Here is a 25,896-nt window from a genome sequence, read left to right as displayed (position 1 = left end):
ATTCAATGCTCGGCGGTGCTTTAGCGGCATTGGAAATAGGCAACTGGTGGAAATAGAAATGGAAGAAGTTACGACACTATCGTTATCGGAAGTAAATGAAGCAACAGATATCACCCAGGCCCGGTCTGAAGTGCTGATTGACGGCAACTCAACGGGAATTACCGTTCCCGGGAAAGTGCTTGAGGCTGCGGTAAAAGTTGATGCGCGTCGCTATCTTTTATTCGTAACGGATGACGTCATTTTTGAAGAAATGCTGACGATCCTGCTGCTGGATATTTCTCAAGGTGTCGTAGAAGAACTGACTATCGGAGGCGCTTATACTTCAGGTCACTTTCGAGATTTGGAGGTTTTGCCCCACTCCGCAAGCTTCAGCTTCATTGGTGATACTACATGGACAGTAAGAGTATCTGCATCTCCCACACTTAAACTACCATTCTCGGATCCTTGCGGGGTAAGCCGTCCAGTAGCATTAAGGAAATACATCGATATTTCCGCTACCCCTGCTCCGGCCAGGGCTGACGATAGCCGATAAATCAGGCTGCATCTTTGCTACTTTATCGCCAAAACAGACGATAAAACTTTAAGACAAAAAGGTACTGGTACACCAATAAAATCGGAACTCATAAAATCAGATAAAAACATAAAGTTGACAGAAAAAAACCTGTTTCTGCCAGCGCATCACCGCTTGCCTGTTTCGCATTTTCCAAAACTCACCAACTAAAAATCATAAAACTATAATTTTTTAATAATTATAGTTAGTTACCGTATTCTCTGGCCCACATCCCTGTCCTAAACCTGGAAAAATTACGGGCTTAGGATACGCAACGTTTACACTCCAGCCCATCAGCGCGTATTATTTCCTGACGGACGATGACACAAGGAATGTTTCATGATGATCGCACTACAGTTTCCCTGCACCATATTCAAAACCCAAAAGTTGATGGACGACTATAGCGCCAATGATATGCGCTACGGGGATCTGACTGAAGCGCAGTTAAAATCCCAATACCGGCTGGATTACATTTCTGACCAGGTAGATCCCTGGACGCTTACCCGACGTTCTTCAATGGATCGTCCTCAGTCCATGTTCTGCTGTAATCTGCGCGGCCAGGGTAAAAAGATTACCCGTCAGCAGTGTGCCGCAATGCTGTTTGATGAATTCCGCTTGTTATCCCATAAATTTTCCCTTCACGGGCCATACAGTCACCTGATCGAAAAAATGATCACCCATATGCAGAACAGCAGCGGTACACCCTTCCGCGACGTGTCTCTCGATAGAGCACTTAAGGAACATATTCTTAATGACAAAGGCGAAAATAGCACTCGTTTATTATTAAAAAAATCACTTAAGAATAATATAGACTGGACAAATACTATTTACCCGAAAAACTTAAATGATGAATTACGAAAAGCTATCCTCAGGGGCAAACTACCTAAATTTAACAGGTTTCAGGATAATTATAACGGCATGGGTATTACTGTTCATGATACTTGGGCAACGCACATCACCATAAAGTCATTACAGATTGATAATAAGCGTTTCCGAGCGGTGGTGCATTACAAGGTACAAGATCATTTTGGCCTCGACAGCGATGATATACTGAAAACAAAATTCAACCAGTTTCATTTCTTTCGTATCTGGTTTGTTCTTCAGCGGTATAATCATTTTGGCTTCAGGCCATTTATGACTAATATAGAAGCCACTATAGAGATTACCGAGGAGCTGCAATGAAAAATAACCTTAAAAAAATCGTGTTAGCTTTTGTTATAACGATTTGTGCGTTGGCGGGTTACTTTTGGTGGTTTCTCTCACGACCGGTAGAAATCATCGCTATCCATCAGGAAGATAATTTTAGCGATGTTTTAATCAATCGTTTCCCGCTTACTGTCAGAGGGAAAATTGACTGGTGGCTAAAGAATAAAGAGACACTAAAGAAACGTTATGATATTCCTAAACCGGCACCATATGGTAATTACACTGTAAGTTTCTGGTTATTTGGTGAGGGTTATAAAGGGGAAGAAAAATATGACAGGCTCTGTTTTAAAGATATGCAGCCACCCACTAATTGTATAGAAAAGAATCGAGTGTTTTGGGTAAGCTACAGCAACAACAGAGGGCTTATATTTACCGTGGATAATGGGGAGTATCGCATGGGGAAAGATGGAAAAATAATAAAACTTAAAGACGAATAGTACTGCTTTCCCTTGCCTTTCCAGAGATGCGCAAAGTTTACACTCCAGCCAACCAGCGCGTATTCTCTCCTGACGGACGATGATACAAGGAATGTTTCACGATGATCGCACTACAGCTCCTCTGTACTATATTCACAACAAAAAAGTGCATGGATAACTACACCGCCAGTGATATGCGCTGTAGGGATCTGAACGAAGCTCAGCCAAATCCTGATACCCGCTCGACTACATTTCCCACGGGGCTAATCCCTGGACGCTTGACCGGTTCTCCTCAATTTGGCTACAGCAGCAAAGATATACTGGCAACACAATCCCGTCAGTTTCATTTCTTTCGTATCTGGTTCGTCTCCAGCGGTACAATCAGTTTGGCTTCAAGCCGTTTATGACCAATATGGAATCCATCATAGAAATTACAGGGACTCACAAATGAAAGTTAAAAAAAAGAAAATGATTGTTCCGCTCTTTCTAACGGGCTGCGTGCTACTTAGCTACTGGCTTTGGTTATCTCTGCGTCCCGTGGATATCATAGCCATTCATCACAGAAGTAGTGGTTTTAGTGATATCCTGGTCACTACTTTCCCACCGACTGATAAAGGCAAAATTAAGTGGTGGTTAAAAAATAAGGATATGATAAAAGACAGATATGACATTCCAAAACCTAGTAAAGATGGTTATTTTTACCTGAAATTCTGGTTATTTGGAGAGGGTTATAAGGAGGAAGGGAAATATGACAGACTTTGCTTCAAAGACATGAAAAAAACTGTGAACTGCATTGAAAAAGACAGAGTATTTTCAATCAGCTCCAGTAAAAACAGAGGCCTTATATTTACCGTAGATGATGGGGAATATCGCATGGGGAAAGATGGAAAGATAGTAAAAATAAAAAACGAATAGAACTGCTTTCCCTTGCCTTTCCAGAGATGCGCGAAGTTTACAATCCAACCTACCAGCGCGTATTCTCTTCTGACGGACGATGATACAAGGAATGTTTCACGATGATCGCACTACAGCTCTTCTACATCCTATTCAAAAATAAAAATTTAGCCAGTTTCATTTCTTTCGTATCTGGTTTGTTCTCCAGAGGTACAATCAGTTTGGCTTTAAACCGTTTGTGACCAATATGGAAGCCACTATTGAGATTACCGGAGGCCGTAGTGAAAATAAAAAGTAGAAAAATGCTTTATGCGCTGTTACTGATTGGCTGCACCCTGTCAGGCGTCTTCCTTTGGTTGTCGGTACGTTCTGTAGAAATTGTGGCAGTTCATGAGGATAGAGAGTTTACTTCTGTTCTTGTAAGAAACTTTCCTTTTACCGATCGAGGTAAAATAAACTGGTGGCTAAAAAACAAGGACATATTGAAAGCAAAATATAATATCCCAAAACCCGCAAATGATGGATTTTTCTCCATAGTATTTTGGGATTTTGGCGATAGTTATAAAGAAGAAGAAAAATATGACAGGCGGTGCTTTAACGACATGAAGCCACCTAAAAATTGTATAGAGAAAAACAGAGTCTTCTCTGTTAGCGACAGCAAAAACATGGGGCTTTCTTTTACTACTCATGATGAAATATATCGCATGAAGAAAAACGGAAAAATAGTAAAAGACGGGGCTGATTAGGTTACCTTCTTTGCGTAGCGACAGTAATAAAGTCATTTCCCTTGCCTGGCTTGCACCAGCTATGCATGAGTAATAAAACGTTCTGCAGGCTATCCATCACCGCCCACCGGTCTCAAAGTGGGCGGCTCCCCTCCTTTATACTTCCAGCAGCTCTTCTTCACTGGCGAAGCAGGCACTCAGCATCTGGATGCGTTCCAGCAGCACCCATAGCAGCGTATCGCGTACCTGTGGATTGGTCAGTTCAGTGATTGTCCAGGCAAGCGCCAGACACTGGTCGCAAAGTTCTTCGGTATCGGTTGGGGTATAGTCAAACATTGGGTAGTTCATAATGTATCTCCGATTCATGAGGATACCACCACCAGGGAAACGCCAACTTCACAAGGAGGTGGACTGAGCAGGGTTGGCGTGCCGGTGAATCGGATCCGGCGCTTCCGAAGAAGCCCCTACCCAGTCCGCCATGGATTATGCATGAAAATGTTTTCTCATACATAAGCACGTACCGGGTTTTGGCATTACAGATAATACGACAACCTGAAAATGCCACCGATTCATTAAGCAGAACGCCAATTCCGCCACCGGATTTTGCCGGTGCCGTTGCAGTTTACGCCGCTTAATTTCTGTTCATCAACACTCATTTCTGGTCCTGTATTAAAACCGGAACCCGCTACGCAAAAACAAGCCACAAGCAATGAAAACCCGTCTCTGAGATGCCCTCTCACACAGATTCGGAAGCTGCGCACCTCCCCTTGCGTTACTCATTTTTTTCCTCTTTTCACCGTTAATACCCTGGTTAAAGAAGCAAAATCACTCAATTGCACTATGCTCAAATACAGTTTATTCCTAAGGCGCGATGTAAAAAGCCGTGCCATGCTTAACTACACAATGGATCAATAACGTTTGGTGAGGATATTATGAAAAAAACGATTATCGCACTTTCAGCTCTTCTGCTGGCTTCTCCCGTTTTCGCTGCCACACACGCAACTGATGACACCGTAGCCGCTGCGGATGCAAACGCCAACACGGCGAAAGAGAAACTGCATCAGGCGCAGGACGAAGGCAAAGAGCTGAAGCTGAAGTCTGAACACGCTGCTGAAGGCAAAAGCCACAGCACCACCAGCAAAGCAAGCGAAGGCACGCAGAAAGCGTGGCATAAAACCAAAGAAGGTACTGAAAAAGGTTGGGATGCAACCAAAGAAGGTACGCAGAAGGGCTGGAATAAGACCAAAGAAGGCGCCAGCGATCTGAAAAAGAAAGTAACTGACTAATCGCTCACTTTCTGTAAGCTAAAGGCCGCGTTTGCGGCCTTTTGTTTTATAACGTGCTTACACCAGTTTTCTGGTATCAAGGCCAGGCTTCTGATACTTCATTCTAAAACCTGTTTCCGGCAATTACCGACTAATACTCGCATTCAGCGCATCGATAGAGGTTTGCAGCCCTGCCCCAACGCTCATGGTCAAATCTTCCATCTCCAGCGATACGTAGCCGTCATAACCGGTCATGCGCAGCACAGAGAAGAACTCCTTCCACCACCGCAAATCCTGACCACAACCCACCGCAACATAGTTCCAGGTACGGGATTGGGTTTCCGTCACCGGCCGGGTTTCCAGCAGTCCGTCAATATCCGCCAGGCCACGCTCAATACGCGCATCTTTACCATGCACGTGGAATACCGCTCCTTCCAGCTTTCTGGCAGCGGCGATCGGATCGGCCCCCATCGCGATCAGGTGCGATGGCAGGCGCTACTGTTGATTTGCCGGACGCTCTGGACGGAAAAACTTCCTGTTAATGACAATGCAGAGCTGGCCGTAGGGCAGCGGATTAAAAACTTCATTGACGAGCACTATAAGGAAAACCTCGAATTCAGGCTGATTACCGCAGAACTTAAGATGAATCGATTCTATCTGGCGCACGTGTTTAAAGCGTTTTCGGGCTATTCACCTAAGCAGTACCAGACAAGACGGCGCATCGGCGAAGCACAATCTCTGTTATTGAGCACCTCTTCCGGCGTGACGGAATTCGCCAACGCGGTGGGCTATGACAACGTTAATAACTTTCACCGCATCTTCCAAAACCTGGTAGGCATTTCGCCTGCCCGTTATAAGAAGTTCTGGCTAACGGGCGAGCTTAAAAGTAAATGAAGCGAGCCTTACGTTGTGCCGCACGGGTTGCAGCATTCACCGCGTCTGTCGAACCTTAGCTTCTTAAGGTTTTCCTAACCTTTCACTGGCACTCTTGGCAGATCTTTTTTTGCCCGGAACGCTGGTATGTCACTGATAAAATTAAAAAGAGCTTCGCTGAGTCGGCACTTTTTCCTGATAATCTTCTCCGTTTACATTGCTGTGTTTCTTAATATTGCCTTTTATCGGCAGGTTATCGCCGCGATGCCGCTCAGCGATCTGCACAGCACGCTGGTCTTTCTTTCTATGCCGATCGTCGCGTTCAGCGTCATCAATATTGTCCTGACGCTGGCGTCGTTCTTCTGGCTGGACAAGCTGCTTATCGCGCTGTTTTGCCTGGTTTCCGCCGCCGCGCAGTACTTTATCTGGAATTACAATATCGTCCTCGACCGGTCGATGATTGTGAATATGCTGGATACCACCGCGTCGGAATCCTTTGCGTTGATGACGCCGCAGTTTGTGGTCAGCCTGCTGCTGTCCGGCGTGCTGGCCGCCACGCTGGCGTTCTGGGTCCGTATTAAGGTACCCGCTTCGTTGCTGAAAAGCCTGCTGACGCGCGCTGTCAGCATGATTGTTTCCGTTTTGCTGATCCTGCTGGTAGCGCTGTTTTTCTATAAAGACTACGCCTCGCTGTTCCGCAACAATAAAGAGCTGGTGAAGTCGCTCAGCCCTTCTAACAGCATCGTGGCTTCCCTTTCCTGGTATAAACACAATCAGTTAACGCATCTGCCGCTGGTCAGAATGGGCGAAGATGCGCATCAAAGCGCCCAGCTGCAAAACAGCGACAAAAAAAGCCTGACTATTTTAATCGTGGGTGAAACCTCGCGCGCGGCGGACTTTTCGCTTTCTGGCTATTCGCGCCAGACTAACCCTTTGCTGGCAAAAGATAACGTTACCTATTTCCCGCAGACGATTTCCTGCGGCACCTCTACGGCAGTGTCGGTGCCCTGTATGTTTTCCGGAATGCCGCGTGCGCACTATGACGACGTGCTGGCCAGCCATCGCGAAGGCCTGCTGGATATCGTGCAGCGTGCGGGCATCAGCGTACTGTGGAACGAAAACGACGGCGGCTGTAAAGGCGCCTGCGATCGGGTACCGCACCAGGATATGACGCACCTGAATTTGCCCGGTATGTGTATCGACGGCGAATGCTATGACGACGTGCTGTTTCATGGGCTGGACGACTACATCAACCAGCTGAAAGGCAACGGCGTAATCGTGCTGCACACCATCGGCAGCCACGGCCCGACCTATTACAATCGCTATCCGCCGCGTTTCCGGCAGTTCGTGCCGACCTGCGATACCAATCAAATTCAGGATTGTTCGCAGCAGCAGCTGGTCAATACCTATGACAACACGCTGCTTTACGTCGATTACATCGTTGATAAAGCGATTAATGTATTAAAATCACACCAGGATCGTTTTACCACCAGCCTGGTTTATCTTTCCGATCACGGGGAATCGCTGGGTGAAAACGGGGTCTATCTGCACGGCATGCCTTATGCCATTGCCCCTGAAGAGCAAAAACATGTCCCTATGCTCATCTGGCTGTCGCCTGATTATCAGCAGCGTCATGCGGTTGATATGGGCTGTATGAACAAACTGAGCGGAAAAAGCTGGTCACAGGATAATCTTTTTTCCACGATGCTGGGCCTGACCGGCACCGTAACGCACGAATATGTTCCTGGCGACGATATCCTGACGGCTTGTCGGAGTAAAAATCAGTGAAAATTCTGGTTGTAGAAGATGATGCCCTGCTGCTGCAGGGCCTGTTGATGGCGCTGGAAGGCGAAGGCTATGTTTGCGATGGCGTAACCACCAGCCGCGATGCTGAGGCCTGTCTGGCGGGCGGACTGTACAGTTTACTGATCCTGGATTTGGGCCTGCCTGATGAAGACGGCCTGCGCCTTTTGCTGCGTCTGCGCCGCCAGAAAAAAATGCAGCCCGTATTGATTCTGACGGCGCGGGACACGGTCGGCGACAGAATTACCGGGCTGGATGCGGGCGCGGATGATTATCTGATTAAACCTTTTGCGCTGGACGAGCTGCTGGCACGCATCCGGGCGCTGATCCGCCGCGATGTTAACCAGGGCGACAGCCGTCTGGTGTTTGGGCAGCTTTCGCTGGATATGACCCATCGGCAAATACACCTTGCCGACCGGCTGCTGGAGCTGACGCCAAAAGAGTATGCCATTCTGGCGCGCCTGATGCTGAAAGCCGGCCAGCCGGTGCACCGCGAAATTCTCTATAACGATATTTATAACTGGGAAACCGAGCCTTCTACCAATACGCTTGAGGTCCATATTCACAATCTGCGCGACAAAATTGGTCGAACGGCGATCCGTACCGTACGCGGTTTTGGCTATGCGCTGATGAAGGACGGGACAGAACGCGCTGATGATTAAATCTTTTTTCCAGCATCGCGGTAATACGATGCGTTTTCGCCTGCTGATGGCGGTTGGCCTGATCCTGTTACTTTGTCAGGTGATCAGCGTGGCCTGGCTATGGCATGAAAGCCAGGAGCAGATCCAGCTGCTGGTAGACGCGGCGCTGCATAACCATGACCAGCGAAAACACGTGGAAAAAGAGATACACGAGGCGGTCGCCAGCCTGGCCGTGCCGAGCCTGATTATGATCACGCTCGCGCTGCTGCTCTGTTTTCAGGTGGTGAAATGGATCACGCGGCCGCTGTCAGAGCTGCAAAAGCAGCTGGAAAACCGTAGCGAAGATGACCTTTCTCCGGTCAACTGTCCTCGATCGGTACGGGAAATCGATGCCGTTACCCTGGCCGTTAACCAGCTGATTACGCGACTGACCACCAGCCTGGAGCGTGAAAGGCTGTTTACCGCCGACGTAGCGCACGAATTACGTACGCCGCTGGCCGGGCTCCGGCTGCATTTGGAACTGCTGGAAAAGAAGCACAGGATCAACGTTCAGCCATTGATCCAGCGGCTGGATCAAATGACCAACAGCGTGGCGCAGCTGCTCCAGCTGGCGCGAGTCGGGCAATCTTTTACCGCCGGTAACTATCAGCGGGTTTCGCTGGCAAAAGATGTGATTGCGCCAATGAGTGCGGAGATGCAGTCAATGCTGCAACAGCGCGGGCAGCAGCTGGAGATAACCATCGTGGACGACGCAACGGTACGCGGCGACGCGACGCTGTTACGAGTTTTATTAAGAAACCTGATCGAGAATGCCCATCGCTATAGCCCGACCAACACGGTGATCGCCGTACGCGTGGAAAATCACTCCGGCGCGGTGATGGCGGTAGAAGATCAGGGAGTGGGCATTGATGAGAGTAAAAGCGGCGAGCTGAGCCGCGCCTTTGTGCGTATGGACAGCCGTTATGGCGGCATCGGACTGGGGCTGAGCATCGTCAGCCGTATCGCTCAGCTACATAAAGCGCAGTTCTTTCTGGAAAACCGTCAGCAGACCAGCGGCTGCCGGGCTTCGATCAAATTCACATCCTGAACCTTACTTAGCTGCTGAACCAGATTTTCAGGAAAGTCAGAATAACGATAACGCTGAATATCACCGTGGCATATTCACTGGCTGGCCTTACGCGCTGCTGTTGCATGGTTCTCTCCTTATCGTGATAAGGAGAGTCTCCCGGAAAAAGATTAAGGCAACCTTAAGACGGTGCAGCCCGCATAGATTTCAGCAGGTCAGCAGGTCAGCAGGTCAGCAGGTCAGCAGGTCAGCAGGTCAGCAGGTCAGCAGGTCAGCAGGTCAGCAGGTTACGATAACTCACAGGCCAATCGGCTGATAGCCCTGCCACTCCGGGCGAAAAGGCGTTCCTTTTTCACAAGGCGTAAGATGCACGTAAAGATTGCCGACTTTATCCAGCAGCAGGCAGTCGTCCACGTCGGTCAGATTATCTTTATGCTGCTTTAACGCGCCGTTCAGCAGCGAAGCCAGCCCTTTTGCCTTTGCTTCTTTAACGCTTGTCGCCACAAAGAGATCGAAGGCGTGCAGCTCCGCCAGCGTTGAAGGATGATAAGCGCCCGCGTTAACAAAAAAGAGGCGGTTTTTATCCTTCGGCGGCGTATCGGCAAGCGTAATGCTGTAGCCATCGGCCCAGTTAATTCGCGCATAGCCATCAATATGGATCTTATCCGCGTCGCCGAACCAGGCTTCACGCAGCGCTGGCCAGGCCTCTTTCGGCTCGTTGGCGGCGACAAACTGAATGTCATGTACTTCGATATTCGATTTTCCGGCGTTGCCGCCTACATAAAACATATACAGCTGCATACTGGCTCCGTTAACTGTCGAAAAAACGGCGATCGTACAGCCTTAAAAACGATATATAAACATTTACATATCGGTATTAATGCATGCACGCCGACATCGCTCTTTTCCCGCTCAAAACATAAGAATTACTTATAGCCTGCCGTGCTTTACCCGCTGCTTTTTTCGGGGGCTGCGCTTCTACTTTGCACATATTTGCCCCTAAGCTGCCAGGCAAACGTTTACCCCGGATGAAAAACAGCCTTTGTGCGGCGACAAGCGTTACGGCGCTTAAGTTCCGCTCTTTGTGTGATCTACATCACACTTTAATTAAAGTGAAATGAAACAGAGTTTGACAACTGTGAGCGATCTCTATTTCCTTAGCAGCGGATGACGGCACACTGCTCCGGCATTCGATACGGGTGTTTTCGGTACTGAAAACCGCCTTCCTGTTCCGTTCCGGATAATGACTGATAAGACCATCGCGCGGGCTGCAGAAAATGGTCGATAAGCATGTGGTAATATAATGAAATATAAATCTCTGATGGCTGGCGCTCTGGTTGCTCTCTCTTACAGCGCTGCTTCTTTTGCTGCACCTGAACAGCCGCAGTACGTTTCCGACTGGTGGCACCAGAGCGTGAACGTCGTCGGCAGTACTCACACTCGCTTCGGGCCGCAGTTCAATAACGATGTTTATCTGGAATATGAAGCCTTTGCTAAAAAAGACTGGTTCGATTTCTATGGCTATCTGGATCTGACCAACTTCTTTGGGACCGGCAACTCTAACGCTAACGGCATTTTTGACCACGGTTCGCCGATGTTTATGGAGATTGAGCCTCGCTTCTCTATCGACAAGCTGACCAACACCGACCTGAGCATCGGGCCGATTAAAGAGTGGTATTTCGCCAACAACTATATCTACGATATGGGCCGCAACAGCAGCAGTCGCCAGAATACCTGGTATATGGGTCTGGGCACCGATATCGATACGCATACCCCGGTTAACCTGTCGCTGAACGTCTATGCCAAATACCAGTGGCAGAACTATGGCGCAGCAAACGAGAACAGCTGGGACGGCTATCGCTTCAAGGTGAAATACTTTGTGCCGCTGACTACGCTGTGGGGCGGTAATCTGAGCTACGTTGGTTTTACCAACTTTGACTGGGGTTCCGATCTGCGCGACAAGAGCGACGCTTCCCGCACCAGCAACTCTATCGCCTCCAGCCACATTCTGTCGCTGGCTTACGATAACTGGCACTACTCGGTGGTGGCGCGCTACTTCCATAACGGTGGCCAGTGGGCTGACGGCCAGGAGCTGAATTTCGGTAGCGGTGATTTTGAAGTGAAATCGACCGGCTGGGGTTACTACCTGGTGGTTGGCTACAACTTCTAATCCCGATGCTTTTCAGCCGCCGGTTCTGCGCCGGCGGCTTACGGATTTAGCTGCGCGCGCCAATCGGATTCATAATAATCTTCGCGGGCGGCGGCTCAATGTTGTACATGCCGCCGTTAAACGGATCGACCAGCAGCCAGCCCGGGAAGCCGCCAAGCGGAATATTACCCAGCAGATACCAGAGGTTAGCCTTCTCGTTCAGCGGGATGGTTTGCGGTACAAAGCCCGGCTGTTCCAGCATCAGCAGGAATTTCTTTTTGCCAAAGTAGCTGCCGTCAGATTTTGCCAGCGTCACGGTTTTTGGGGTGAACCCTTCCGCCACTGCCCTGCCCGTTTCATCCTGAACAACAAATTTTGCGCCTTGCGGCCAGCTCTGGATGGTCACATCCTGGGTCTTGTCGCCCACGATGGTTGCACATCCGCTCAAAAGCCACGCCGAAGCCAGCGCCAGTAACACGAGTCTCATAAGCTTTCCTGCCAGGTTAAATATTGAGAATAGTTTACGCAGAGTCAGGCGAGATTTATTAATCGCGCCCGATAACGAGCGCGATCGCGTAAAGCTCTGAGAGGGTTATCGGCAGCGTTGGGCAATAGCTTTAATATCGGCTGGCGTGGTGCGGCAGCAGCCGCCGATCAGTTTTGCACCAGCCGCCTGCCATTCGGCAAGGTTATCCACCAGCGTGCAGGTAGAAGCGTCGCTGTGCCAGCTTTTGCTGGCGGCATCATACTGCTCGCCAGAGTTGGGATAGACCACCAGCGGTTTTGTGCTTAACGCGGAAAACACTTTCAGCGCCGCCGTCACCTTATCCAGCGCGATGCAGTTGATGCCCAGCGCCACAACCTGAGGAACGTTGTCCAGAAAGGCGAGCACGTCGGCCAGCGGCGTCCCGTCGCTCAAATGATCGCTGTCGCGCAGCGTAAAGGAGAACCAGGCTGGGGTAGCCGGGAATTCGGCCAGCAAAGCAACCAGCGCCTCGATTTCGGCAAAAGAAGGCAGCGTCTCGCAGGCCAGCAGATCCGCGCCCGCGTCCACCAGCGCGCGAACGCGTGGCCGATGGAAGTCCATCATCTCCGCCTGCGGTAAAGAATAGTCGCCGCGGTATTCGCTGCCGTCTGCCAGATAAGCGCCATAAGGGCCGACGGAACCGGCGACCAGCAGCGGCGTGGTTTGCTTAGCGGCGGCAAGGTAATCTGCGCGCGCTTTTATGGCCAGCTCTACGCTTCTGGCAATCAGCGCCAGCGAATCGGCTTCATTCAGCCCGCGCTTCGCAAAGCCTTGCGGCGTGGCCTGATAGCTGGCGGTAATGGCAACCTGCGCGCCCGCTGCAAAGTAGTCGTAATGTACCTGGTAAATCAGCTCGGGGTTTTCGATCAGTACTTTTGCCGACCAGAGCGTATCGGTAAGGTCGCAGCCGCGTGCTTCCAGTTCGGTTGCCATCGCGCCGTCCAGCACCAGGCCAGCAGCAACCAGTTTCTGCACAGAATCAATCGGTGACACGTTGAACCTCCTGGCGTTTTTGCAGCAGTTGAGTGAAATAGTAAGCACCGTAGCAAACGGCAATAAAAGGCAGTCCGCAATAGAGCGCGATACGCTGTTCCGGATCGAAAGCCAGGCCAACACAGGCCAGCAGGCAAAGCACGAAGCCCAGGATCGGCGTCAGCGGGAACCACGGCGCACGGTATTTCAGGTCGGCCAGCGGCTTGCCTGAACGCAAATGGGCACGACGGAAGAAGAAATGTGCCGCACAGATGCTCAGCCAGACGGCTACCACGGCAAAGCCAGAAATCGCAGAGAGCGCGACAAATACCGTATCCGGCGCGATAACGCTGGAAAACAGCGCCAGCAGTCCGCCCAGCATGCTTACCGAAATTGCCGTCAGCGGAATACCGCGACGCGTCAGCTTTGCGAAGCAGCGCGGCAGCGTGTTCTGGTTTGACAGCGACCAGAGCATGCGGCCAGAGGCATAAAGACCCGAGTTTGCCGCCGACAGAATGGCGGTAAGAATGACGAAGTTGAAGATATCCGCCGCGTAAGGAATGCCGATCTTTTCAAACACCAGCACAAACGGGCTTTTCACGATCCCCGCCTGATCCATTGGGATCAGCGCCGCCAGGATCAGCACGGTGCCGACAAAGAAAATAATCAGCCGCGCCACGGTGGTTTTTATCGCCAGCGGCAATACCTTATGCGGATTTTCCGTTTCGCCTGCGGCAATGCCGATCAGTTCCGTGCCGGAAAACGCAAAGTTAACCGCCACCATCGTCATCAGAATCGGCAGTACGCCGTGCGGCAGCCAGCCGTGAGCGGTCAGGTTATGGAAAAACGGCGCGCTGCTGCCGTCTTTCAGCGGAATAAACCCGAACATCGCGCCCGCGCCCAGTACGATAAACGCCAGAATGGTGACCACTTTAATCAGCGAGAACCAGAACTCCCCTTCGGCAAAGAAGCGGGAAGAGATGACGTTAAGCAGGAAGATCAGCGTGCAGAACAGCAGGCACCACAGCCAGACAGGCGACTGCGGAAACCAGTACTGCATACAGAAACCGGCGGCGGTCAGGCTGGAGCCGAGCGCTACGGTCCAGGTTAGCCAGTAAAGCCAGGCAACGGTGTAGCCTGTCGCGGGGCTAAGATAGCGCGCCGCATAGACGTGAAAAGCACCGGTTTCCGGCATGGCAACGGAAAGCTCGCCCAGGCTGAGCATCACCAGATACACCACCAGCGCGCCAATCAGATAGGCCAGCAGCGTACCGGCCGCGCCGGTCGTGGAGATAATATAGCCGGTGTTAAAAAATAGACCGGTGCCGATAACGCCGCCTAATGAAAGCATCACCAGGTGGCGAGCCTTCATACTGCGTTTAAATTGTTGCGAACTGTCCTGCTGAGTCTGCTGCATGCCGTCATCCGTATAGACGTCTAAACTTCTACATAGGACAAGCGTTATACCTGGTCTGTCACGGTATTGCAACGTCAGGAAGCGTAAATCGGCGCTTTTCAGCGCCTGCGATCGATGCGGATAAAGGCACGGAAAACGGTCAGTCGAACACGGATTCCAGATAGCGTTCCAGCGCCGCGCGTGAACTGAAGCCGTGAGGGATACCATAGTGATCGCGGCTGTCGCCAACCAGATACATGGGAAACTGCACGTAGTGCTCGCAGGTTTTTATTTCGTTTGCCGGCTCCGCAAAGCTATGGCTCTTTTCCTTTAGCGTGGGATGGATCACCAGCGCAGTCCGGCCTAAACGCGCCTCGCGGTTAACGTACACATAGCTGTCGCCACGGCGGTAGCCATAAGCTTTTGCGGTAACGGCGTCCATTTCAAATCCCGCTTTTTCCAGTACGCGAGCGACCTCATCAGGGCGTAGATACATGCTTAATCCTCTAATACTTGCCAACCCCGACACCTTACCTTAGCGCCAGGGCGCAGGGCTTTCGGAATTGTCCAGAAACAGGGTGTAGCCCAGACCATCACAAGAAATATCTCTCTGATAGTCTATAGTAAATAGTCCGTATCATTTCCAGGAGAGAGCTAAATGTTTAACCGGACAACAAATAATGAAGATGTTGATATTAACCAGGACGTCACTCTGCTGGCCGATACCCTTGACGGCCTGTTAAAAACTTACGGCAGCAAATCGAAAGAAGAAATTGATGATGCTCGCAGCAAGGCGCAGACCCTGCTGAAAGAGACGCGCGCAAAACTTAACGGCGGCAATCGCGTGACCCGCGTCGCTAAAGACGCAGGCGAGCATGTGGATACTTTTGTACGTGATAATCCGTGGCACGGCGTAGGCATTGGCGCAGCTATCGGCGTATTCCTTGGCGCACTGATTGCTACCAGCGCTTCCCGCGACTGATTTTTCTGACTACACCGTAACGACTAATCCCCGCGCAGGCGGGGATTTGACTTATTGAAACAGAACTATCTTTACGCTATTCCACAGCTATTTTCCCGCCTGATATCTTATATTCGGAACTATGCGTGTTTCATTCGCTCTTTCAGCGTTTCAATAATGAAGGCGTTAACGGACGTTTCACACTCCGCCGCAGCCTGACTCAAACGCTCTCCAAAGGATTCAGGGTAGCGTAAAGTAAAAGTTTTCACTTTTTCCTGTTGCGCAAAGGGCTCAATTCCAGCTGATTTACAATCCTCGATATATTCACGCAGCGAAATCTCACCTTCGTTAGTTAATCCCTGAACGTTATCCGACACAAAATCACAATAACCCGTTAATCCCAAAAAGCGTCCTCTGAAGGCTTTCAGCTCAGGAACATAGCTGACGATAGCGGGTTGCCCGGCAATCGTAATGGTGTTTAAAGGCAGTGCTTTGGTCATGGTTTTACTCCTGTGCTTTCAAGCCAGTCACGTAGGTTTTCGACTGCGCCTTTATCTGTATCCGGCGAAGGATGGGGACGATGGAAGCTGGCTATGCTGCCGTTAAGAATAAACTTGCAGCGAGATCCGCGCCCTTCTTTTACTTCACCACCCAGCGCTTTAATCAACGCTTCAATATCACTCCATCTGATGCCTGATAAGACAGGTGTTTTAAATACCTGCTCAAGGGTATTTCTTTGTTTCTTCCTGAGCGATGAAACGAATCCTTTCATTCCCTTATCCCTTGAAGTCACTTTGTGCAGTCATTGTAGTTATACACCGTTATGACGTCAATTTATGCAGTCGCTCTTTTCCTGCTGTGGGCAAAGCAAGAGCACCGATCGCCATTCCAGCGTCCTGCCAGAAAGCACATGCGCAACATTTAACCAATTTTTTTTTTATGAGGTTAGATTCAGGTGCCACAAGGGTTTGTGCCGTTTGGCTGAAGTACGCTTACAGGAAGCAAGGTTGCAATAGCTTAACGCTACATCTAGTATTTACGGAAATGAAATAACGCAACATATAGTTTTTGGCGGCGATTCTGGCGGTACGTTTACACAGCTGGTGACAGCAATATTCGTGCCAGACATCCGATCATAAAGGGAAATACGAATCATGCGCATTATTATTTACACGAAAGATAACTGTGTCCAGTGCAACGCGACTAAAAATGCGATGGACAAACAGGGCATCGATTATCAGCTGGTTAATCTGGACCAGGATCCCACAGAGCTGGAGACCTTAAAAGCGCTGGGCTATCGCCAGGTTCCCGTGGTGATGGCTGAAGAGGAGCACTGGAGCGGCTTCCGTCCCGATAAGATTTCTGCCCTGAGTCAAGCCGCAATGCGAGGCTGAGCGAATGTCACTGGTCTATTTCTCCAGCCAGTCGCAAAACACGCACCGCTTTATTTTACGCACCGGCCTGCCGTGCCGCCGCATCCCGCTGGACGGGCAATTGCGGGTTAACGAGCCTTATATCCTGGTCGTACCGAGCTATGGCGGCGGCACGGCCAAAGGCGCGGTTCCCGGGCAGGTCATTCAGTTTCTGAACGACGTTGATAATCGTCGGCTAATCCGTGGCGTCATTGCCGCAGGCAATCGTAATTTCGGCGAGGCTTATTGCCTGGCCGGCAGCATTATTGCGCAAAAATGCCGCGTGCCGTGCCTCTATCGCTTTGAGCTGTTGGGCACAGAAGAAGACGTCGCTAACGTATCCAGGGGAGTAACCCAATTTTGGCAAGCACAGACAGCACACTTATAACGCCGACAGAGGCCGATTATCACTCCCTGAATGCGATGCTCAATCTTTATGATGCTGACGGCAATATTCAGTTTGAAAAAGATCGCGAGGCGATTCGGCACTATTTTTTGCAGCATGTCCTGCCAAATACGCTGACCTTTGCTTCAGTTAGTGAGCGCTTACAATACCTCGTTGCCGAAGGCTATTACGAAGCCGAGGTGCTGAACGCTTACCCTTTTGAATTTATCAGCCAGCTGTTTGAACAGGCGTATCAGCGCCGCTTCCGCTTTCAGACTTTTTTAGGCGCATGGAAGTTTTACACCAGCTACACGCTGAAGACTTTTGACGGCAAGCGCTATCTGGAAGGCTTCACCGAACGCGTATGTATGGTGGCGCTCACGCTGGCCAAAGGCGACCGACCGCTGGCGACGGCGCTGGTGGAGGAGATGCTTTCCGGCCGCTTCCAGCCCGCCACGCCAACCTTCTTAAACTGCGGCAAACAGCAGCGCGGCGAGCTGGTTTCCTGCTTTTTGCTGCGCATTGAAGATAATATGGAGTCGATTGGCCGCGCGGTAAACTCTGCGCTACAGCTTTCCAAACGTGGCGGCGGCGTGGCGTTTCTACTTTCAAACCTGCGCGAAGCCGGTGCGCCCATCAAGCGTATTGAAAACCAGTCTTCCGGAGTCATTCCGGTGATGAAAATGCTGGAAGACGCTTTTTCCTACGCTAATCAGCTGGGCGCGCGTCAGGGTGCGGGGGCCGTTTACCTGCACGCGCATCATCCCGATATTCTGCGTTTTCTGGACACCAAGCGCGAAAACGCCGACGAAAAGATTCGTATTAAAACGCTGTCGCTTGGCGTAGTTATTCCTGACGTCACTTTTCAGCTGGCGAAAGAGAATCGGCCCATGGCACTCTTTTCACCTTATGACGTAGAGCGAATCTACGGCGTGCCCTTTGCCGATATCAGCATCACTGACAATTATGAAGAGATGCTGGCGGATGAGCGTATCCGCCGCACCTTCATTAATCCGCGCGAATTTTTCCAGACGCTGGCGGAAATCCAGTTCGAATCGGGTTATCCCTACATCATGTTTGAGGATACGGTTAACCGCGCCAACCCGATTAAAGGCCGTATCAATATGAGCAACCTCTGCTCTGAAATCCTGCAGGTGAATACGCCGACCGACTATAACGACGATCTGAGCTATCGCCATATCGGCAAGGATATCTCCTGTAATCTGGGTTCATTGAATATTGCGCACACCATGGATTCGCCTGACTTTGGCCGCACGGTAGAAATCGCGGTGCGCGGGCTGACGGCGGTCTCCGATCAGAGCCAGATCCGTTCCGTTCCTTCTGTCGAAAAAGGCAACTCGCTGTCGCACGCTATTGGTCTTGGACAGATGAACCTGCACGGCTACCTGGCACGGGAAGGTATTCAGTATGGTTGTGAAGCAGCGCTGGATTTCACCAACCTTTATTTCTATACCATCACCTATCACGCGCTGCGCACTTCAAATCTGATTGCTCAGGAGCGTGGCGAAACCTTTGCCGGTTTTAAAGACTCCCGTTACGCCAGCGGCGAATACTTTGATAAGTATGTTAATCAACCCTGGCAGCCACGCACTGCCGAAGCCGCCGCGCTGTTTGCCAGAGCAGGCATCGCTTTGCCCTCACAGCAGGACTGGCGCGAACTACGTGATTTAGTCATCAGGCACGGTATTTATAATCAGAATTTACAGGCGATCCCGCCGACCGGTTCTATCTCTTATATCAACCACGCAACCTCAAGTATTCACCCGATCGTTTCGCGGATTGAGATCCGCAAAGAGGGAAAAACCGGCCGCGTGTACTATCCCGCGCCGTTTATGAATAACGATAACCAGGCGTTTTACCGCGATGCTTACGATATCGGGCCAGAAGCCATTATTGATACCTATGCCGAAGCCACGCGCCATGTCGATCAGGGGCTGTCGCTGACGCTGTTTTTCCGCGATACCGCCACCACGCGCGATATCAACAAGGCGCAGATCTACGCCTGGAAAAAAGGCATTAAAACGCTTTACTACATTCGTCTGCGTCAGATGGCCCTGCTCGGCACCGAAGTCGAAGGCTGTGTCTCCTGTTCGCTCTGACTTAACTATAAGGGGCGAAGGTATTTGCCCCGGAAGACAATCATGATGAAACTAAAACGCGTCCACGCTATTAACTGGAACCAGATTGAAGATGAAAAGGATCTGGAAGTCTGGAACCGCCTGACCTCTAACTTCTGGCTGCCGGAAAAGGTGCCGCTGTCTAACGATATTCCGGCCTGGAACGGCCTGAGCCACGAGGAGCAGCAGCTTACCATCCGCGTCTTTACCGGCCTGACGCTGCTGGATACTATTCAAAATAGCGTCGGCGCACCGGCGCTGATGGCGGATGCGATAACGCCGCATGAAGAAGCGGTGATGTCCAATATCAGCTTTATGGAAGCGGTGCATGCACGCTCCTACAGCTCTATTTTCTCTACGCTTTGCCATACCAGCGATGTCGATGCGGCCTATCAGTGGAGCGAAAATAACGCTTTCCTGCAGCGAAAAGCCGACATCGTGCTGGAACATTATCATCACGACGATGCGCTGAAGAAGAAAATTGCCAGCGTATTTCTGGAGTCCTTTCTGTTTTATTCAGGCTTTTATCTGCCGATGTATTGGTCAAGCCGCGGCAAGCTGACCAATACGGCTGATTTGATCCGCCTGATTATTAAAGATGAGGCGGTTCACGGCTATTACATTGGCTATAAGTATCAAAAAGCGCTGGAAAAAGAGAGTCAGGCCCGCCGTGACGAACTGCAGCAGTTTGCCGTTGAGCTGCTGCTGGCGCTGTATGAGAACGAGCTGGCCTACACCGCCGACCTGTATGACGGCGTAGGCTGGAGCGAAGAAGTGAACAAGTTCCTGCATTACAACGCTAACAAAGCGCTGATGAATCTGGGCTACGAGGCGCTTTTCCCGGCTGATTTGACCGATGTTAACCCGGCCATTCTTGCCGCCCTTTCGCCCAATGCCGACGAAAACCATGACTTTTTCTCGGGCTCCGGTTCATCCTACGTTATGGGTAAAGCGGTGGATACCGAAGACGCAGACTGGGATTTTTAGCGCTAAAGCGGAGGGAGAGTTTCCCTTTCTCCCTCCGTATTACTGTTTTTTATTGATCGCCCGTTCAATAAAAAGTTATTCCGCCCTGTTTCCCTGTTTACGCCTTTTTTATTTAGCGCTTTACCTTCCTTTTCCACGAATAATTTCCCGGTCCGGATCTCTTTTCTGCAAGAAATATCACTATTTTTTCCCGCAAAGAAATTCCCGCTCATCCCTTACCCCCTCTGGCATTTACAGAGATTCAGGTCTCACTGACAAAGCGCCCGCGCCGCGCAAAGGGTTGCCTCAGGCTGAGAGTGTGTTAGGGTATAGGCCGCTAATATTTAACCAGGACGTTCTGATATATAAGAAAATTAACTGATAATCAGGAATAAAATAAGTGCATGGCTATTAAACTCGAAGTAAAGAATTTATATAAAGTATTTGGGGAAAATCCCGATCGCGCTTTCAAGCATATCGAAAAGGGAATCAGCAAAGAGGCTTTGCTTGAGAAAACAGGGCTTTCTCTTGGCGTGAAGAACGCCAGTCTGGCCATTGAAGAAGGCGAGATATTTGTGATCATGGGCCTTTCCGGTTCCGGCAAGTCCACCATGGTTCGCCTTCTCAATCGTCTGATAGAACCCACGCGCGGCCAGGTTATTATTGACGGTGTCGATATCGCCAAAATATCTGACAGTGAACTGCGTCAGGTTCGCCGAAATAAAATCAGCATGGTATTCCAGTCATTTGCTTTGATGCCTCACCTTACGGTGCTAAATAATGCCGCCTTCGGCATGGAATTAGCTGGCGTCCCCTTGCAGGAGCGACAGGAAAAAGCGCTGGAGGCGCTGCGTCAGGTGGGCCTAGATAATTACGCGCATGCCTATCCGGACGAATTATCTGGCGGTATGCGCCAGCGCGTTGGATTAGCCCGCGCGCTGGCGATTAATCCGGATATATTATTGATGGATGAAGCATTCTCAGCACTTGATCCGCTAATTCGCACCGAGATGCAGGATGAGCTGGTAAAACTACAGTCCCGTCATCAACGCACCATCGTATTTATTTCTCACGATCTGGATGAAGCGATGCGTATTGGCGACCGCATTGCCATTATGCAGGGCGGCGAAGTGATTCAGGTGGGCACGCCCGATGAAATTCTGAATAACCCCGCCAATGATTACGTGCGCACTTTCTTTCGCGGCGTAGATATCAGCCATGTCTTCAGCGCCAAAGATATCGCCCGCCGCAGCGCCAGTGCCCTGATGCGTAAAGCGCCGGGCTTTGGCCCGCGTTCGGCTATCAAGCTGTTGCAGGACGAAGACCGCGAATATGGTTACGTGCTGGAGAAGCAGAAATTTGTTGGCGTGGTGTCCACGGATTCGCTAAAGGCCGCGCTGGCTGCTGGCGGAGGTCTGGACCATGCCATTCTGCCCTCGCCTGCCGCGATGCCGGCGGACACCTCGCTTAACGATTTGCTGTCGCATGTGGCGCAGGCTCCCTGTGCGGTGCCCATCGTCGGAGAAGATAATCAGTATGTCGGCATCATTTCCAAAGGCATGTTACTACAGGCATTAGATCGCGAGGGGAGCCAGCCATGAGTACACAAGTTACCGACCCGTGGCAGGCTGCTTCTGCTCAACCTGCCGCACAGAATAGCGCGGCGGCTGATACGGCAGCGCAAAGCACGACCAGTGCACCAGCAACGGATGCTGTACACGGCAGCGCCAGCGTGACGGATACAGCGCAGGCAACCACCAGCCCGCCCGATGCCGCAGCAGCCAGCGTGACGGATACAGCGCAGGCAACCACCAGCCCGTCCGATGCCGCAGCAGCCAGCGATCCCTGGTCCAGCAGCGCTTCTGCTGCATCAGACAGCGCCAGCAATGCCACCAGCACTCCTGCTACGGACAGCGCCAGCAATGCCAGCAGCGCTCCTGCTGCGGACAGTGCCAGCGGCGCGGACGCCTGGGGTACGCCCGCCGGTAGCCATGACGCTGCGGCCAGCACGCATGATGCTGTAGCAAGCGGCGGCGACTGGCTAAACAGCGCGCCAGCCCCGCAAGCGGAACACTTTAGCCTGCTCGATCCTTTTCACAAGACGCTGATCCCGCTGGATAGCTGGGTAACCAGTGGGATCGACTGGATCGTCACGCACTTTCGTCCGCTTTTTCAGGGCATTCGCGTGCCGGTGGACTACATCCTTAGCGCCTTCCAGCACTTTCTGTTGGGCATGCCGGCACCCGTGGCCATCGTGCTGTTTGCTCTGATTGCCTGGCAGATTTCCAGCTTTGGCATGGGTCTGGCCACGCTGGTTTCGCTGGTGGCTATTGGCGCTATCGGTGCCTGGTCTCAGGCGATGGTGACGCTGGCGCTGGTACTGACCGCCCTGCTGTTCTGCATGATAATCGGATTACCGCTGGGCATCTGGCTGGCGCGCAGCGATAAGGCGGCGAAATTTATTCGCCCGTTGCTGGATGCGATGCAAACAACGCCCGCCTTTGTCTATCTGGTGCCTATCGTGATGCTGTTTGGCATTGGCAACGTGCCGGGCGTAGTGGTCACCATCATTTTTGCCCTGCCGCCCATTGTGCGCCTGACGATCCTGGGCATTAAGCAGGTTCCCGCTGATTTAACCGAGGCCGCCGAATCCTTCGGTGCCAGCCCGCGTCAGATGTTGTTTAAAGTGCAGCTGCCGCTGGCAATGCCAACCATTATGGCGGGCGTTAACCAGACGCTGATGCTGGCCCTGTCGATGGTGGTTATCGCCTCAATGATCGCCGTTGGTGGTCTTGGCCAGATGGTGCTGCGCGGCATTGGCCGCCTGGATATGGGGCTGGCGACCGTCGGCGGCGTAGGCATTGTGATCCTCGCCATCATCCTTGACCGCCTGACGCAGTCCGTTGGCCGCGACAGCCGCAGCCGTGGCTCGCGTCGCTGGTATGCCAGTGGCCCGCTGGGCCTGCTCACTCGTCCTTTTAGCAAATAACACTCTTTTCTGGCGGCGTATCGTCGTCGCCAGCTTCCTCTTAAAAAAATAAGGAACGACTATGCGTAAAGCACTGTTAGCCGCCGCCTTCACCACGCTGGCCTTACCGGCTTTTGCCGCCGATCTGCCGGGAAAAGGCATTACCGTTAAGCCCATTCAAAGCACCATCACAGAAGAAACTTTCCAGACGCTGTTAGTCAGCCGCGCGCTGGAAAAACTGGGCTATACCGTGGAGCAGCCGAGCGAAGTGGATTACAACGTTGGCTATACCTCACTGGCGTCCGGCGATGCGACTTTTACCGCCGTTAACTGGCAGCCGCTGCATGACGATATGTATAAAGCGGCGGGCGGCGACGCGAAATTTTATCGTCAGGGCACCTACGTTCAGGGCGCGGCCCAGGGCTATCTGATCGATAAGAAAACCGCTGAGAAATATCACATTACCCGCCTCGATCAGCTTAAAGATCCGAAACTGGCGAAGCTTTTTGACAGCAATAACGACGGTAAAGCGGATCTCACCGGCTGCACGCCCGGCTGGGGCTGCGAAGCGGTTATCAACCATCAGATCAAAGCCTATGGCCTGAGCAATACGGTGGTACATAACCAGGGGAACTACTCGGCGATGATTGCCGACACCATCACCCGCTTTAAAGAAGGCAAACCGATTCTTTATTACACCTGGACACCTTACTGGGTCAGCGACACGCTGGTACCGGGTCGCGATGTGGTCTGGTTACAGGTGCCGTTCTCGGCAATGCCGGGCACCCAGAAAGATATGGATACGAAACTGCCTAACGGCGCTAACTATGGCTTCCCGGTCAACAGCATGCACATTGTGGCCAATAAAGCCTGGGCCGAGAAAAATCCGGCGGCGGCTAAACTGTTTGCCGAGATGAAGCTGCCGCTGGCCGATATCAATGCGCAGAACGCGCGTATGCATCAGGGCCAGTCCAGCGAGGCGGATATTAACGCGCACGTTGACGGCTGGATTAAAGCTCACCAGGCGCAGTTCGACGGCTGGATCAAGGATGCGCTGGCGGTTAAGTAGATGCGGGTTGCCTCGTTTTGCTGATGGATAACCTCATCGCCTGAAGCGTCAGGAAGCACGGCCAGAAAAGTAAAGTACTCCGCGCCATGGATGGCGCGAGCTACACAATCAAGGAAAATGCTTTTTGCATTTTTATCGTCTGGCCAGATTCCCTCTGGCAGGCAAGTTTCCTCTCCGCTGCACCAGCGCACTATTTTTCTGAACTGATTAGCTTTGTAAATAATTCTGTAAATAAAATAGTTTTTCAGGTTACTATCCAGATATCCTTTTTAAATTTCTGATTATTACCATGAAATCCCCTCAGCCCGGTCTTAGTTCCGCCCTTGTCGCCCTGATGTCTGTCGCCACGGGCCTTGCCGTCGCCAGTAACTACTATGTGCAGCCATTACTGGAAACCATCGCACGTACCTTTGAGCTCTCCATTAACCAGGCAGGCTTTATCGTTACCACCGCTCAGTTGGGTTACGCCGCAGGATTACTGCTGCTGGTGCCGCTTGGCGATATGCTGGAGCGCAAAGCGCTGATTGTCGTGATGAGCCTGCTGGCCGCAGGCGGTATGGTGATTACCGCACTGTCGACGGATATCTCCATGATGCTGCTGGGTACGGCATTAACCGGGCTGTTTTCCGTAGTGGCGCAGCTTCTGGTGCCGCTTGCCGCCACGCTGGCCGCGCCGGAAAAACGCGGCAAGGTGGTCGGTACGGTCATGAGCGGCCTGTTACTGGGGATTTTGCTGGCCCGTACCGTAGCTGGCGCGCTGGCGCAGCTGGGCGGCTGGCGTACCGTTTTCTGGGTCGCCAGCGTATTGATGGTGCTGATGGCGCTGGCGCTGTGGCGCTATCTGCCCCGCTATAAGCAATCGGTACCGCTTAACTATCCTCAGCTGCTACGTTCCATTTTTACGCTCTACTCCACCACGCCGATGCTCAGAACCCGTGCCATCACCGGCTGTCTGGCCTTCGCCAACTTCAGCATCATGTGGACCTCAATGGCGTTTCTGCTGGCTTCGCCGCCTTATGGTTATTCGGAAGGTCAGATTGGCCTGTTGGGCCTGGTCGGCGCGGCCGGTGCGCTGGCAGCACGCCAGGCGGGATCGCTGGCCGACAAAGGCAAAGCACGCCTGACAACTACCGTTGGCCTGCTGATCATGCTGGTTTCGTGGGCCTTTACCGCTGCCGGCGCGCATTCGCTACTGGCGCTGATCGTCGGCATTATCCTGTTAGATCTGGCGGTTCAGGGCGTGCATATTACCAACCAAAGCGTGATTTACCGCGCCATGCCGGAAGCCCGTAACCGTCTGACCGCAGGCTATATGACCAGCTATTTTGTTGGCGGCGCGGCCGGTTCGCTGCTGTCTGCTTCGGCTTATCAACACGCTGGCTGGCACGGCGTCTGCGCGGTCGGTGCTTTCATCACCGTGCTTAATCTGTTGAACTGGTGGCGCGGATCGCGCTACGAGCTTAACGTGCCTTAACCATTCATCAACAAATTGCAACATTTTCAGCGCGGCTGGCC

At 51.7% G+C, this 25,896-nt stretch carries 28 protein-coding genes and 4 pseudogenes; 23 read left to right on the top strand and 9 right to left on the bottom strand.

Annotated elements, in window-relative coordinates; genetic code table 11:
• Positions 1-58: 58 nt before the first annotated feature.
• From ACMGGR_RS04240 to ACMGGR_RS04205, 8 genes and pseudogenes are all read left to right on the top strand, one after another.
• The gene (locus ACMGGR_RS04240; RefSeq protein ID WP_414148234.1) at positions 59-532 is read left to right on the top strand and encodes a hypothetical protein; all 474 of its coding nucleotides are present in this window, start codon (positions 59-61) and stop codon (positions 530-532) included.
• A gap of 360 nt (positions 533-892) precedes the next feature.
• Positions 893-1,732 (top strand): YPO3983 family protein, encoded by an 840-nt coding sequence (locus ACMGGR_RS04235; RefSeq protein ID WP_414148907.1) that lies wholly within the window; start codon positions 893-895, stop codon positions 1,730-1,732.
• Entirely contained in the window at positions 1,729-2,193 is a 465-nt protein-coding gene (locus ACMGGR_RS04230; protein WP_414148233.1) for a DUF943 family protein, read from the top strand. The genes ACMGGR_RS04235 and ACMGGR_RS04230 overlap by 4 nt, the downstream gene beginning before the upstream one ends.
• Before the next feature lie 101 nt (positions 2,194-2,294).
• A pseudogene (locus ACMGGR_RS04225) lies at positions 2,295-2,384 on the top strand (DUF3289 family protein); the annotation flags it as partial.
• Between the two features lie 123 nt (positions 2,385-2,507).
• Positions 2,508-2,623: pseudogene (locus ACMGGR_RS04220) on the top strand (DUF3289 family protein); the annotation flags it as partial.
• Positions 2,620-3,087: a DUF943 family protein gene (locus ACMGGR_RS04215; protein WP_414148232.1), complete on the top strand. Its 468-nt coding sequence runs from the start codon at positions 2,620-2,622 to the stop codon at positions 3,085-3,087. The pseudogene ACMGGR_RS04220 and the gene ACMGGR_RS04215, both read left to right, overlap by 4 nt.
• A 142-nt stretch (positions 3,088-3,229) precedes the next feature.
• Positions 3,230-3,364, top strand: a pseudogene (locus ACMGGR_RS04210) (DUF3289 family protein); the annotation flags it as partial.
• Entirely contained in the window at positions 3,348-3,812 is a 465-nt protein-coding gene (locus ACMGGR_RS04205; RefSeq protein WP_414148231.1) for a DUF943 family protein, read from the top strand. The pseudogene ACMGGR_RS04210 and the gene ACMGGR_RS04205, both read left to right, overlap by 17 nt.
• A 135-nt stretch (positions 3,813-3,947) precedes the next feature.
• Here the strand turns inward: ACMGGR_RS04205 and ACMGGR_RS04200 are convergent, their stop codons facing one another.
• Positions 3,948-4,139 carry a hypothetical protein gene (locus ACMGGR_RS04200; protein WP_246760629.1) on the bottom strand — a complete coding sequence of 64 codons (192 nt, stop codon included), beginning with the start codon at positions 4,137-4,139 and terminating at the stop codon, positions 3,948-3,950.
• A gap of 584 nt (positions 4,140-4,723) precedes the next feature.
• Here ACMGGR_RS04200 and ACMGGR_RS04195 point away from each other — a divergent pair.
• Positions 4,724-5,077, top strand: a complete 354-nt coding sequence (locus tag ACMGGR_RS04195; protein ID WP_246760628.1) for a hypothetical protein — start codon at positions 4,724-4,726, stop codon at positions 5,075-5,077.
• A 123-nt stretch (positions 5,078-5,200) separates the two neighbouring features.
• Here the strand turns inward: ACMGGR_RS04195 and ACMGGR_RS04190 are convergent.
• Positions 5,201-5,545: pseudogene (locus ACMGGR_RS04190) on the bottom strand (sugar phosphate isomerase/epimerase family protein); the annotation flags it as partial.
• Here ACMGGR_RS04190 and ACMGGR_RS04185 point away from each other — a divergent pair.
• The 4 genes from ACMGGR_RS04185 to pmrB all read left to right on the top strand — a co-directional run bounded on the left by ACMGGR_RS04185 (position 5,468) and on the right by pmrB (position 9,460).
• The gene (locus ACMGGR_RS04185; protein ID WP_414148230.1) at positions 5,468-5,950 is read left to right on the top strand and encodes a helix-turn-helix transcriptional regulator; all 483 of its coding nucleotides are present in this window, start codon (positions 5,468-5,470) and stop codon (positions 5,948-5,950) included. The pseudogene ACMGGR_RS04190 and the gene ACMGGR_RS04185 overlap by 78 nt on opposite strands.
• A 126-nt stretch (positions 5,951-6,076) precedes the next feature.
• Positions 6,077-7,717, top strand: coding sequence for a phosphoethanolamine transferase EptA (eptA, locus tag ACMGGR_RS04180; RefSeq protein ID WP_414148229.1), 1,641 nt, complete (start codon positions 6,077-6,079; stop codon positions 7,715-7,717).
• A complete protein-coding gene (pmrA, locus tag ACMGGR_RS04175) occupies positions 7,714-8,394 on the top strand; it encodes a two-component system response regulator PmrA (protein ID WP_246760627.1) in 681 nt (226 codons plus the stop codon). Before eptA ends, pmrA begins: the two co-directional genes overlap by 4 nt.
• Complete coding sequence (pmrB, locus tag ACMGGR_RS04170) at positions 8,387-9,460, top strand: two-component system sensor histidine kinase PmrB (protein ID WP_414148228.1); 1,074 nt, start codon at positions 8,387-8,389, stop codon at positions 9,458-9,460. Before pmrA ends, pmrB begins: the two co-directional genes overlap by 8 nt.
• Positions 9,461-9,736: 276 nt before the next feature.
• On the opposite strand, the gene ACMGGR_RS04165 is transcribed toward pmrB, so the two are convergent.
• Positions 9,737-10,240, bottom strand: a complete 504-nt coding sequence (locus ACMGGR_RS04165; RefSeq protein WP_246760625.1) for a DUF1543 domain-containing protein — start codon at positions 10,238-10,240, stop codon at positions 9,737-9,739.
• A gap of 502 nt (positions 10,241-10,742) precedes the next feature.
• Here ACMGGR_RS04165 and ACMGGR_RS04160 point away from each other — a divergent pair.
• A complete protein-coding gene (locus ACMGGR_RS04160) occupies positions 10,743-11,609 on the top strand; it encodes a nucleoside-specific channel-forming protein Tsx (RefSeq protein ID WP_246760624.1) in 867 nt (288 codons plus the stop codon).
• A 46-nt stretch (positions 11,610-11,655) separates the two neighbouring features.
• Here the strand turns inward: ACMGGR_RS04160 and ACMGGR_RS04155 are convergent, their stop codons facing one another.
• The 4 genes from ACMGGR_RS04155 to ACMGGR_RS04140 all read right to left on the bottom strand — a co-directional run bounded on the left by ACMGGR_RS04155 (position 11,656) and on the right by ACMGGR_RS04140 (position 14,978).
• Complete coding sequence (locus ACMGGR_RS04155) at positions 11,656-12,075, bottom strand: hypothetical protein (RefSeq protein WP_246760623.1); 420 nt, start codon at positions 12,073-12,075, stop codon at positions 11,656-11,658.
• 105 nt (positions 12,076-12,180) lie between these two features.
• Complete coding sequence (gene mmuM / locus ACMGGR_RS04150) at positions 12,181-13,107, bottom strand: homocysteine S-methyltransferase (protein WP_414148227.1); 927 nt, start codon at positions 13,105-13,107, stop codon at positions 12,181-12,183.
• A complete protein-coding gene (mmuP, locus tag ACMGGR_RS04145) occupies positions 13,094-14,503 on the bottom strand; it encodes an S-methylmethionine permease (RefSeq protein ID WP_246760622.1) in 1,410 nt (469 codons plus the stop codon). The genes mmuM and mmuP overlap by 14 nt, the downstream gene beginning before the upstream one ends.
• A gap of 139 nt (positions 14,504-14,642) precedes the next feature.
• The gene (locus tag ACMGGR_RS04140; protein ID WP_125289393.1) at positions 14,643-14,978 is read right to left on the bottom strand and encodes a DUF2002 family protein; all 336 of its coding nucleotides are present in this window, start codon (positions 14,976-14,978) and stop codon (positions 14,643-14,645) included.
• Between the two features lie 162 nt (positions 14,979-15,140).
• Between ACMGGR_RS04140 and ACMGGR_RS04135 the strand changes: the two genes are divergently transcribed.
• Positions 15,141-15,464, top strand: coding sequence for a DUF883 family protein (locus ACMGGR_RS04135; RefSeq protein WP_246760621.1), 324 nt, complete (start codon positions 15,141-15,143; stop codon positions 15,462-15,464).
• Positions 15,465-15,583: 119 nt separating this feature from the next.
• Here ACMGGR_RS04135 and ACMGGR_RS04130 read toward each other — a convergent pair whose 3' ends face one another.
• Complete coding sequence (locus ACMGGR_RS04130; RefSeq protein WP_414148226.1) at positions 15,584-15,943, bottom strand: type II toxin-antitoxin system HicB family antitoxin; 360 nt, start codon at positions 15,941-15,943, stop codon at positions 15,584-15,586.
• Complete coding sequence (locus ACMGGR_RS04125) at positions 15,940-16,215, bottom strand: type II toxin-antitoxin system HicA family toxin (RefSeq protein WP_246760619.1); 276 nt, start codon at positions 16,213-16,215, stop codon at positions 15,940-15,942. The genes ACMGGR_RS04130 and ACMGGR_RS04125 overlap by 4 nt, the downstream gene beginning before the upstream one ends.
• Before the next feature lie 382 nt (positions 16,216-16,597).
• Between ACMGGR_RS04125 and nrdH the strand changes: the two genes are divergently transcribed.
• The 8 genes from nrdH to ACMGGR_RS04085 all read left to right on the top strand — a co-directional run bounded on the left by nrdH (position 16,598) and on the right by ACMGGR_RS04085 (position 25,855).
• Complete coding sequence (gene nrdH, locus ACMGGR_RS04120; protein ID WP_246760618.1) at positions 16,598-16,837, top strand: glutaredoxin-like protein NrdH; 240 nt, start codon at positions 16,598-16,600, stop codon at positions 16,835-16,837.
• A 4-nt stretch (positions 16,838-16,841) separates the two neighbouring features.
• Positions 16,842-17,243: a class Ib ribonucleoside-diphosphate reductase assembly flavoprotein NrdI gene (nrdI, locus tag ACMGGR_RS04115; RefSeq protein WP_414148225.1), complete on the top strand. Its 402-nt coding sequence runs from the start codon at positions 16,842-16,844 to the stop codon at positions 17,241-17,243.
• Positions 17,216-19,360: a class 1b ribonucleoside-diphosphate reductase subunit alpha gene (nrdE, locus tag ACMGGR_RS04110; protein ID WP_246760616.1), complete on the top strand. Its 2,145-nt coding sequence runs from the start codon at positions 17,216-17,218 to the stop codon at positions 19,358-19,360. The genes nrdI and nrdE overlap by 28 nt, the downstream gene beginning before the upstream one ends.
• 45 nt (positions 19,361-19,405) lie before the next feature.
• Positions 19,406-20,365: a class 1b ribonucleoside-diphosphate reductase subunit beta gene (gene nrdF / locus ACMGGR_RS04105; RefSeq protein ID WP_414148906.1), complete on the top strand. Its 960-nt coding sequence runs from the start codon at positions 19,406-19,408 to the stop codon at positions 20,363-20,365.
• A gap of 383 nt (positions 20,366-20,748) precedes the next feature.
• Complete coding sequence (gene proV / locus ACMGGR_RS04100; protein WP_414148224.1) at positions 20,749-21,945, top strand: glycine betaine/L-proline ABC transporter ATP-binding protein ProV; 1,197 nt, start codon at positions 20,749-20,751, stop codon at positions 21,943-21,945.
• Positions 21,942-23,333, top strand: coding sequence for a glycine betaine/L-proline ABC transporter permease ProW (proW, locus tag ACMGGR_RS04095; RefSeq protein WP_414148223.1), 1,392 nt, complete (start codon positions 21,942-21,944; stop codon positions 23,331-23,333). Before proV ends, proW begins: the two co-directional genes overlap by 4 nt.
• Before the next feature lie 61 nt (positions 23,334-23,394).
• Positions 23,395-24,381: a glycine betaine/L-proline ABC transporter substrate-binding protein ProX gene (gene proX / locus ACMGGR_RS04090; protein ID WP_246760613.1), complete on the top strand. Its 987-nt coding sequence runs from the start codon at positions 23,395-23,397 to the stop codon at positions 24,379-24,381.
• Between the two features lie 289 nt (positions 24,382-24,670).
• The gene (locus ACMGGR_RS04085) at positions 24,671-25,855 is read left to right on the top strand and encodes an MFS transporter (protein WP_414148222.1); all 1,185 of its coding nucleotides are present in this window, start codon (positions 24,671-24,673) and stop codon (positions 25,853-25,855) included.
• The last annotated feature ends 41 nt before the right edge of the window (positions 25,856-25,896 follow it).

Origin of the sequence: Erwinia sp. BNK-24-b (genome assembly GCF_047456155.1) — a bacterium.
Lineage (GTDB): Bacteria > Pseudomonadota > Gammaproteobacteria > Enterobacterales > Enterobacteriaceae > Erwinia > Erwinia phyllosphaerae.
The sequence above is the reverse complement of the archived record's forward strand: the minus strand, read 5'-3'. Positions and strand labels throughout refer to the sequence as shown.

Bases quoted from the DNA above. Each gene is read 5' to 3' on its own strand.
- ACMGGR_RS04240 (WP_414148234.1), top strand. From the start codon at position 59: ATGGAAGAAGTTACGACACTATCGTTATCGGAAGTAAATGAAGCAACA.
- ACMGGR_RS04235 (WP_414148907.1), top strand. From the start codon at position 893: ATGATCGCACTACAGTTTCCCTGCACCATATTCAAAACCCAAAAGTTG.
- ACMGGR_RS04230 (WP_414148233.1), top strand. From the start codon at position 1,729: ATGAAAAATAACCTTAAAAAAATCGTGTTAGCTTTTGTTATAACGATT.
- ACMGGR_RS04215 (WP_414148232.1), top strand. From the start codon at position 2,620: ATGAAAGTTAAAAAAAAGAAAATGATTGTTCCGCTCTTTCTAACGGGC.
- ACMGGR_RS04200 (WP_246760629.1), bottom strand. From the start codon at position 4,139: ATGAACTACCCAATGTTTGACTATACCCCAACCGATACCGAAGAACTT.
- ACMGGR_RS04195 (WP_246760628.1), top strand. From the start codon at position 4,724: ATGAAAAAAACGATTATCGCACTTTCAGCTCTTCTGCTGGCTTCTCCC.
- ACMGGR_RS04185 (WP_414148230.1), top strand. From the start codon at position 5,468: ATGCACGTGGAATACCGCTCCTTCCAGCTTTCTGGCAGCGGCGATCGG.
- eptA (WP_414148229.1), top strand. From the start codon at position 6,077: ATGTCACTGATAAAATTAAAAAGAGCTTCGCTGAGTCGGCACTTTTTC.
- pmrB (WP_414148228.1), top strand. From the start codon at position 8,387: ATGATTAAATCTTTTTTCCAGCATCGCGGTAATACGATGCGTTTTCGC.
- ACMGGR_RS04165 (WP_246760625.1), bottom strand. From the start codon at position 10,240: ATGCAGCTGTATATGTTTTATGTAGGCGGCAACGCCGGAAAATCGAAT.
- ACMGGR_RS04160 (WP_246760624.1), top strand. From the start codon at position 10,743: ATGAAATATAAATCTCTGATGGCTGGCGCTCTGGTTGCTCTCTCTTAC.
- ACMGGR_RS04155 (WP_246760623.1), bottom strand. From the start codon at position 12,075: ATGAGACTCGTGTTACTGGCGCTGGCTTCGGCGTGGCTTTTGAGCGGA.
- mmuP (WP_246760622.1), bottom strand. From the start codon at position 14,503: ATGCAGCAGACTCAGCAGGACAGTTCGCAACAATTTAAACGCAGTATG.
- ACMGGR_RS04140 (WP_125289393.1), bottom strand. From the start codon at position 14,978: ATGTATCTACGCCCTGATGAGGTCGCTCGCGTACTGGAAAAAGCGGGA.
- ACMGGR_RS04135 (WP_246760621.1), top strand. From the start codon at position 15,141: ATGTTTAACCGGACAACAAATAATGAAGATGTTGATATTAACCAGGAC.
- ACMGGR_RS04130 (WP_414148226.1), bottom strand. From the start codon at position 15,943: ATGACCAAAGCACTGCCTTTAAACACCATTACGATTGCCGGGCAACCC.
- ACMGGR_RS04125 (WP_246760619.1), bottom strand. From the start codon at position 16,215: ATGAAAGGATTCGTTTCATCGCTCAGGAAGAAACAAAGAAATACCCTT.
- nrdH (WP_246760618.1), top strand. From the start codon at position 16,598: ATGCGCATTATTATTTACACGAAAGATAACTGTGTCCAGTGCAACGCG.
- nrdI (WP_414148225.1), top strand. From the start codon at position 16,842: ATGTCACTGGTCTATTTCTCCAGCCAGTCGCAAAACACGCACCGCTTT.
- nrdF (WP_414148906.1), top strand. From the start codon at position 19,406: ATGAAACTAAAACGCGTCCACGCTATTAACTGGAACCAGATTGAAGAT.
- proV (WP_414148224.1), top strand. From the start codon at position 20,749: ATGGCTATTAAACTCGAAGTAAAGAATTTATATAAAGTATTTGGGGAA.
- proW (WP_414148223.1), top strand. From the start codon at position 21,942: ATGAGTACACAAGTTACCGACCCGTGGCAGGCTGCTTCTGCTCAACCT.
- proX (WP_246760613.1), top strand. From the start codon at position 23,395: ATGCGTAAAGCACTGTTAGCCGCCGCCTTCACCACGCTGGCCTTACCG.
- ACMGGR_RS04085 (WP_414148222.1), top strand. From the start codon at position 24,671: ATGAAATCCCCTCAGCCCGGTCTTAGTTCCGCCCTTGTCGCCCTGATG.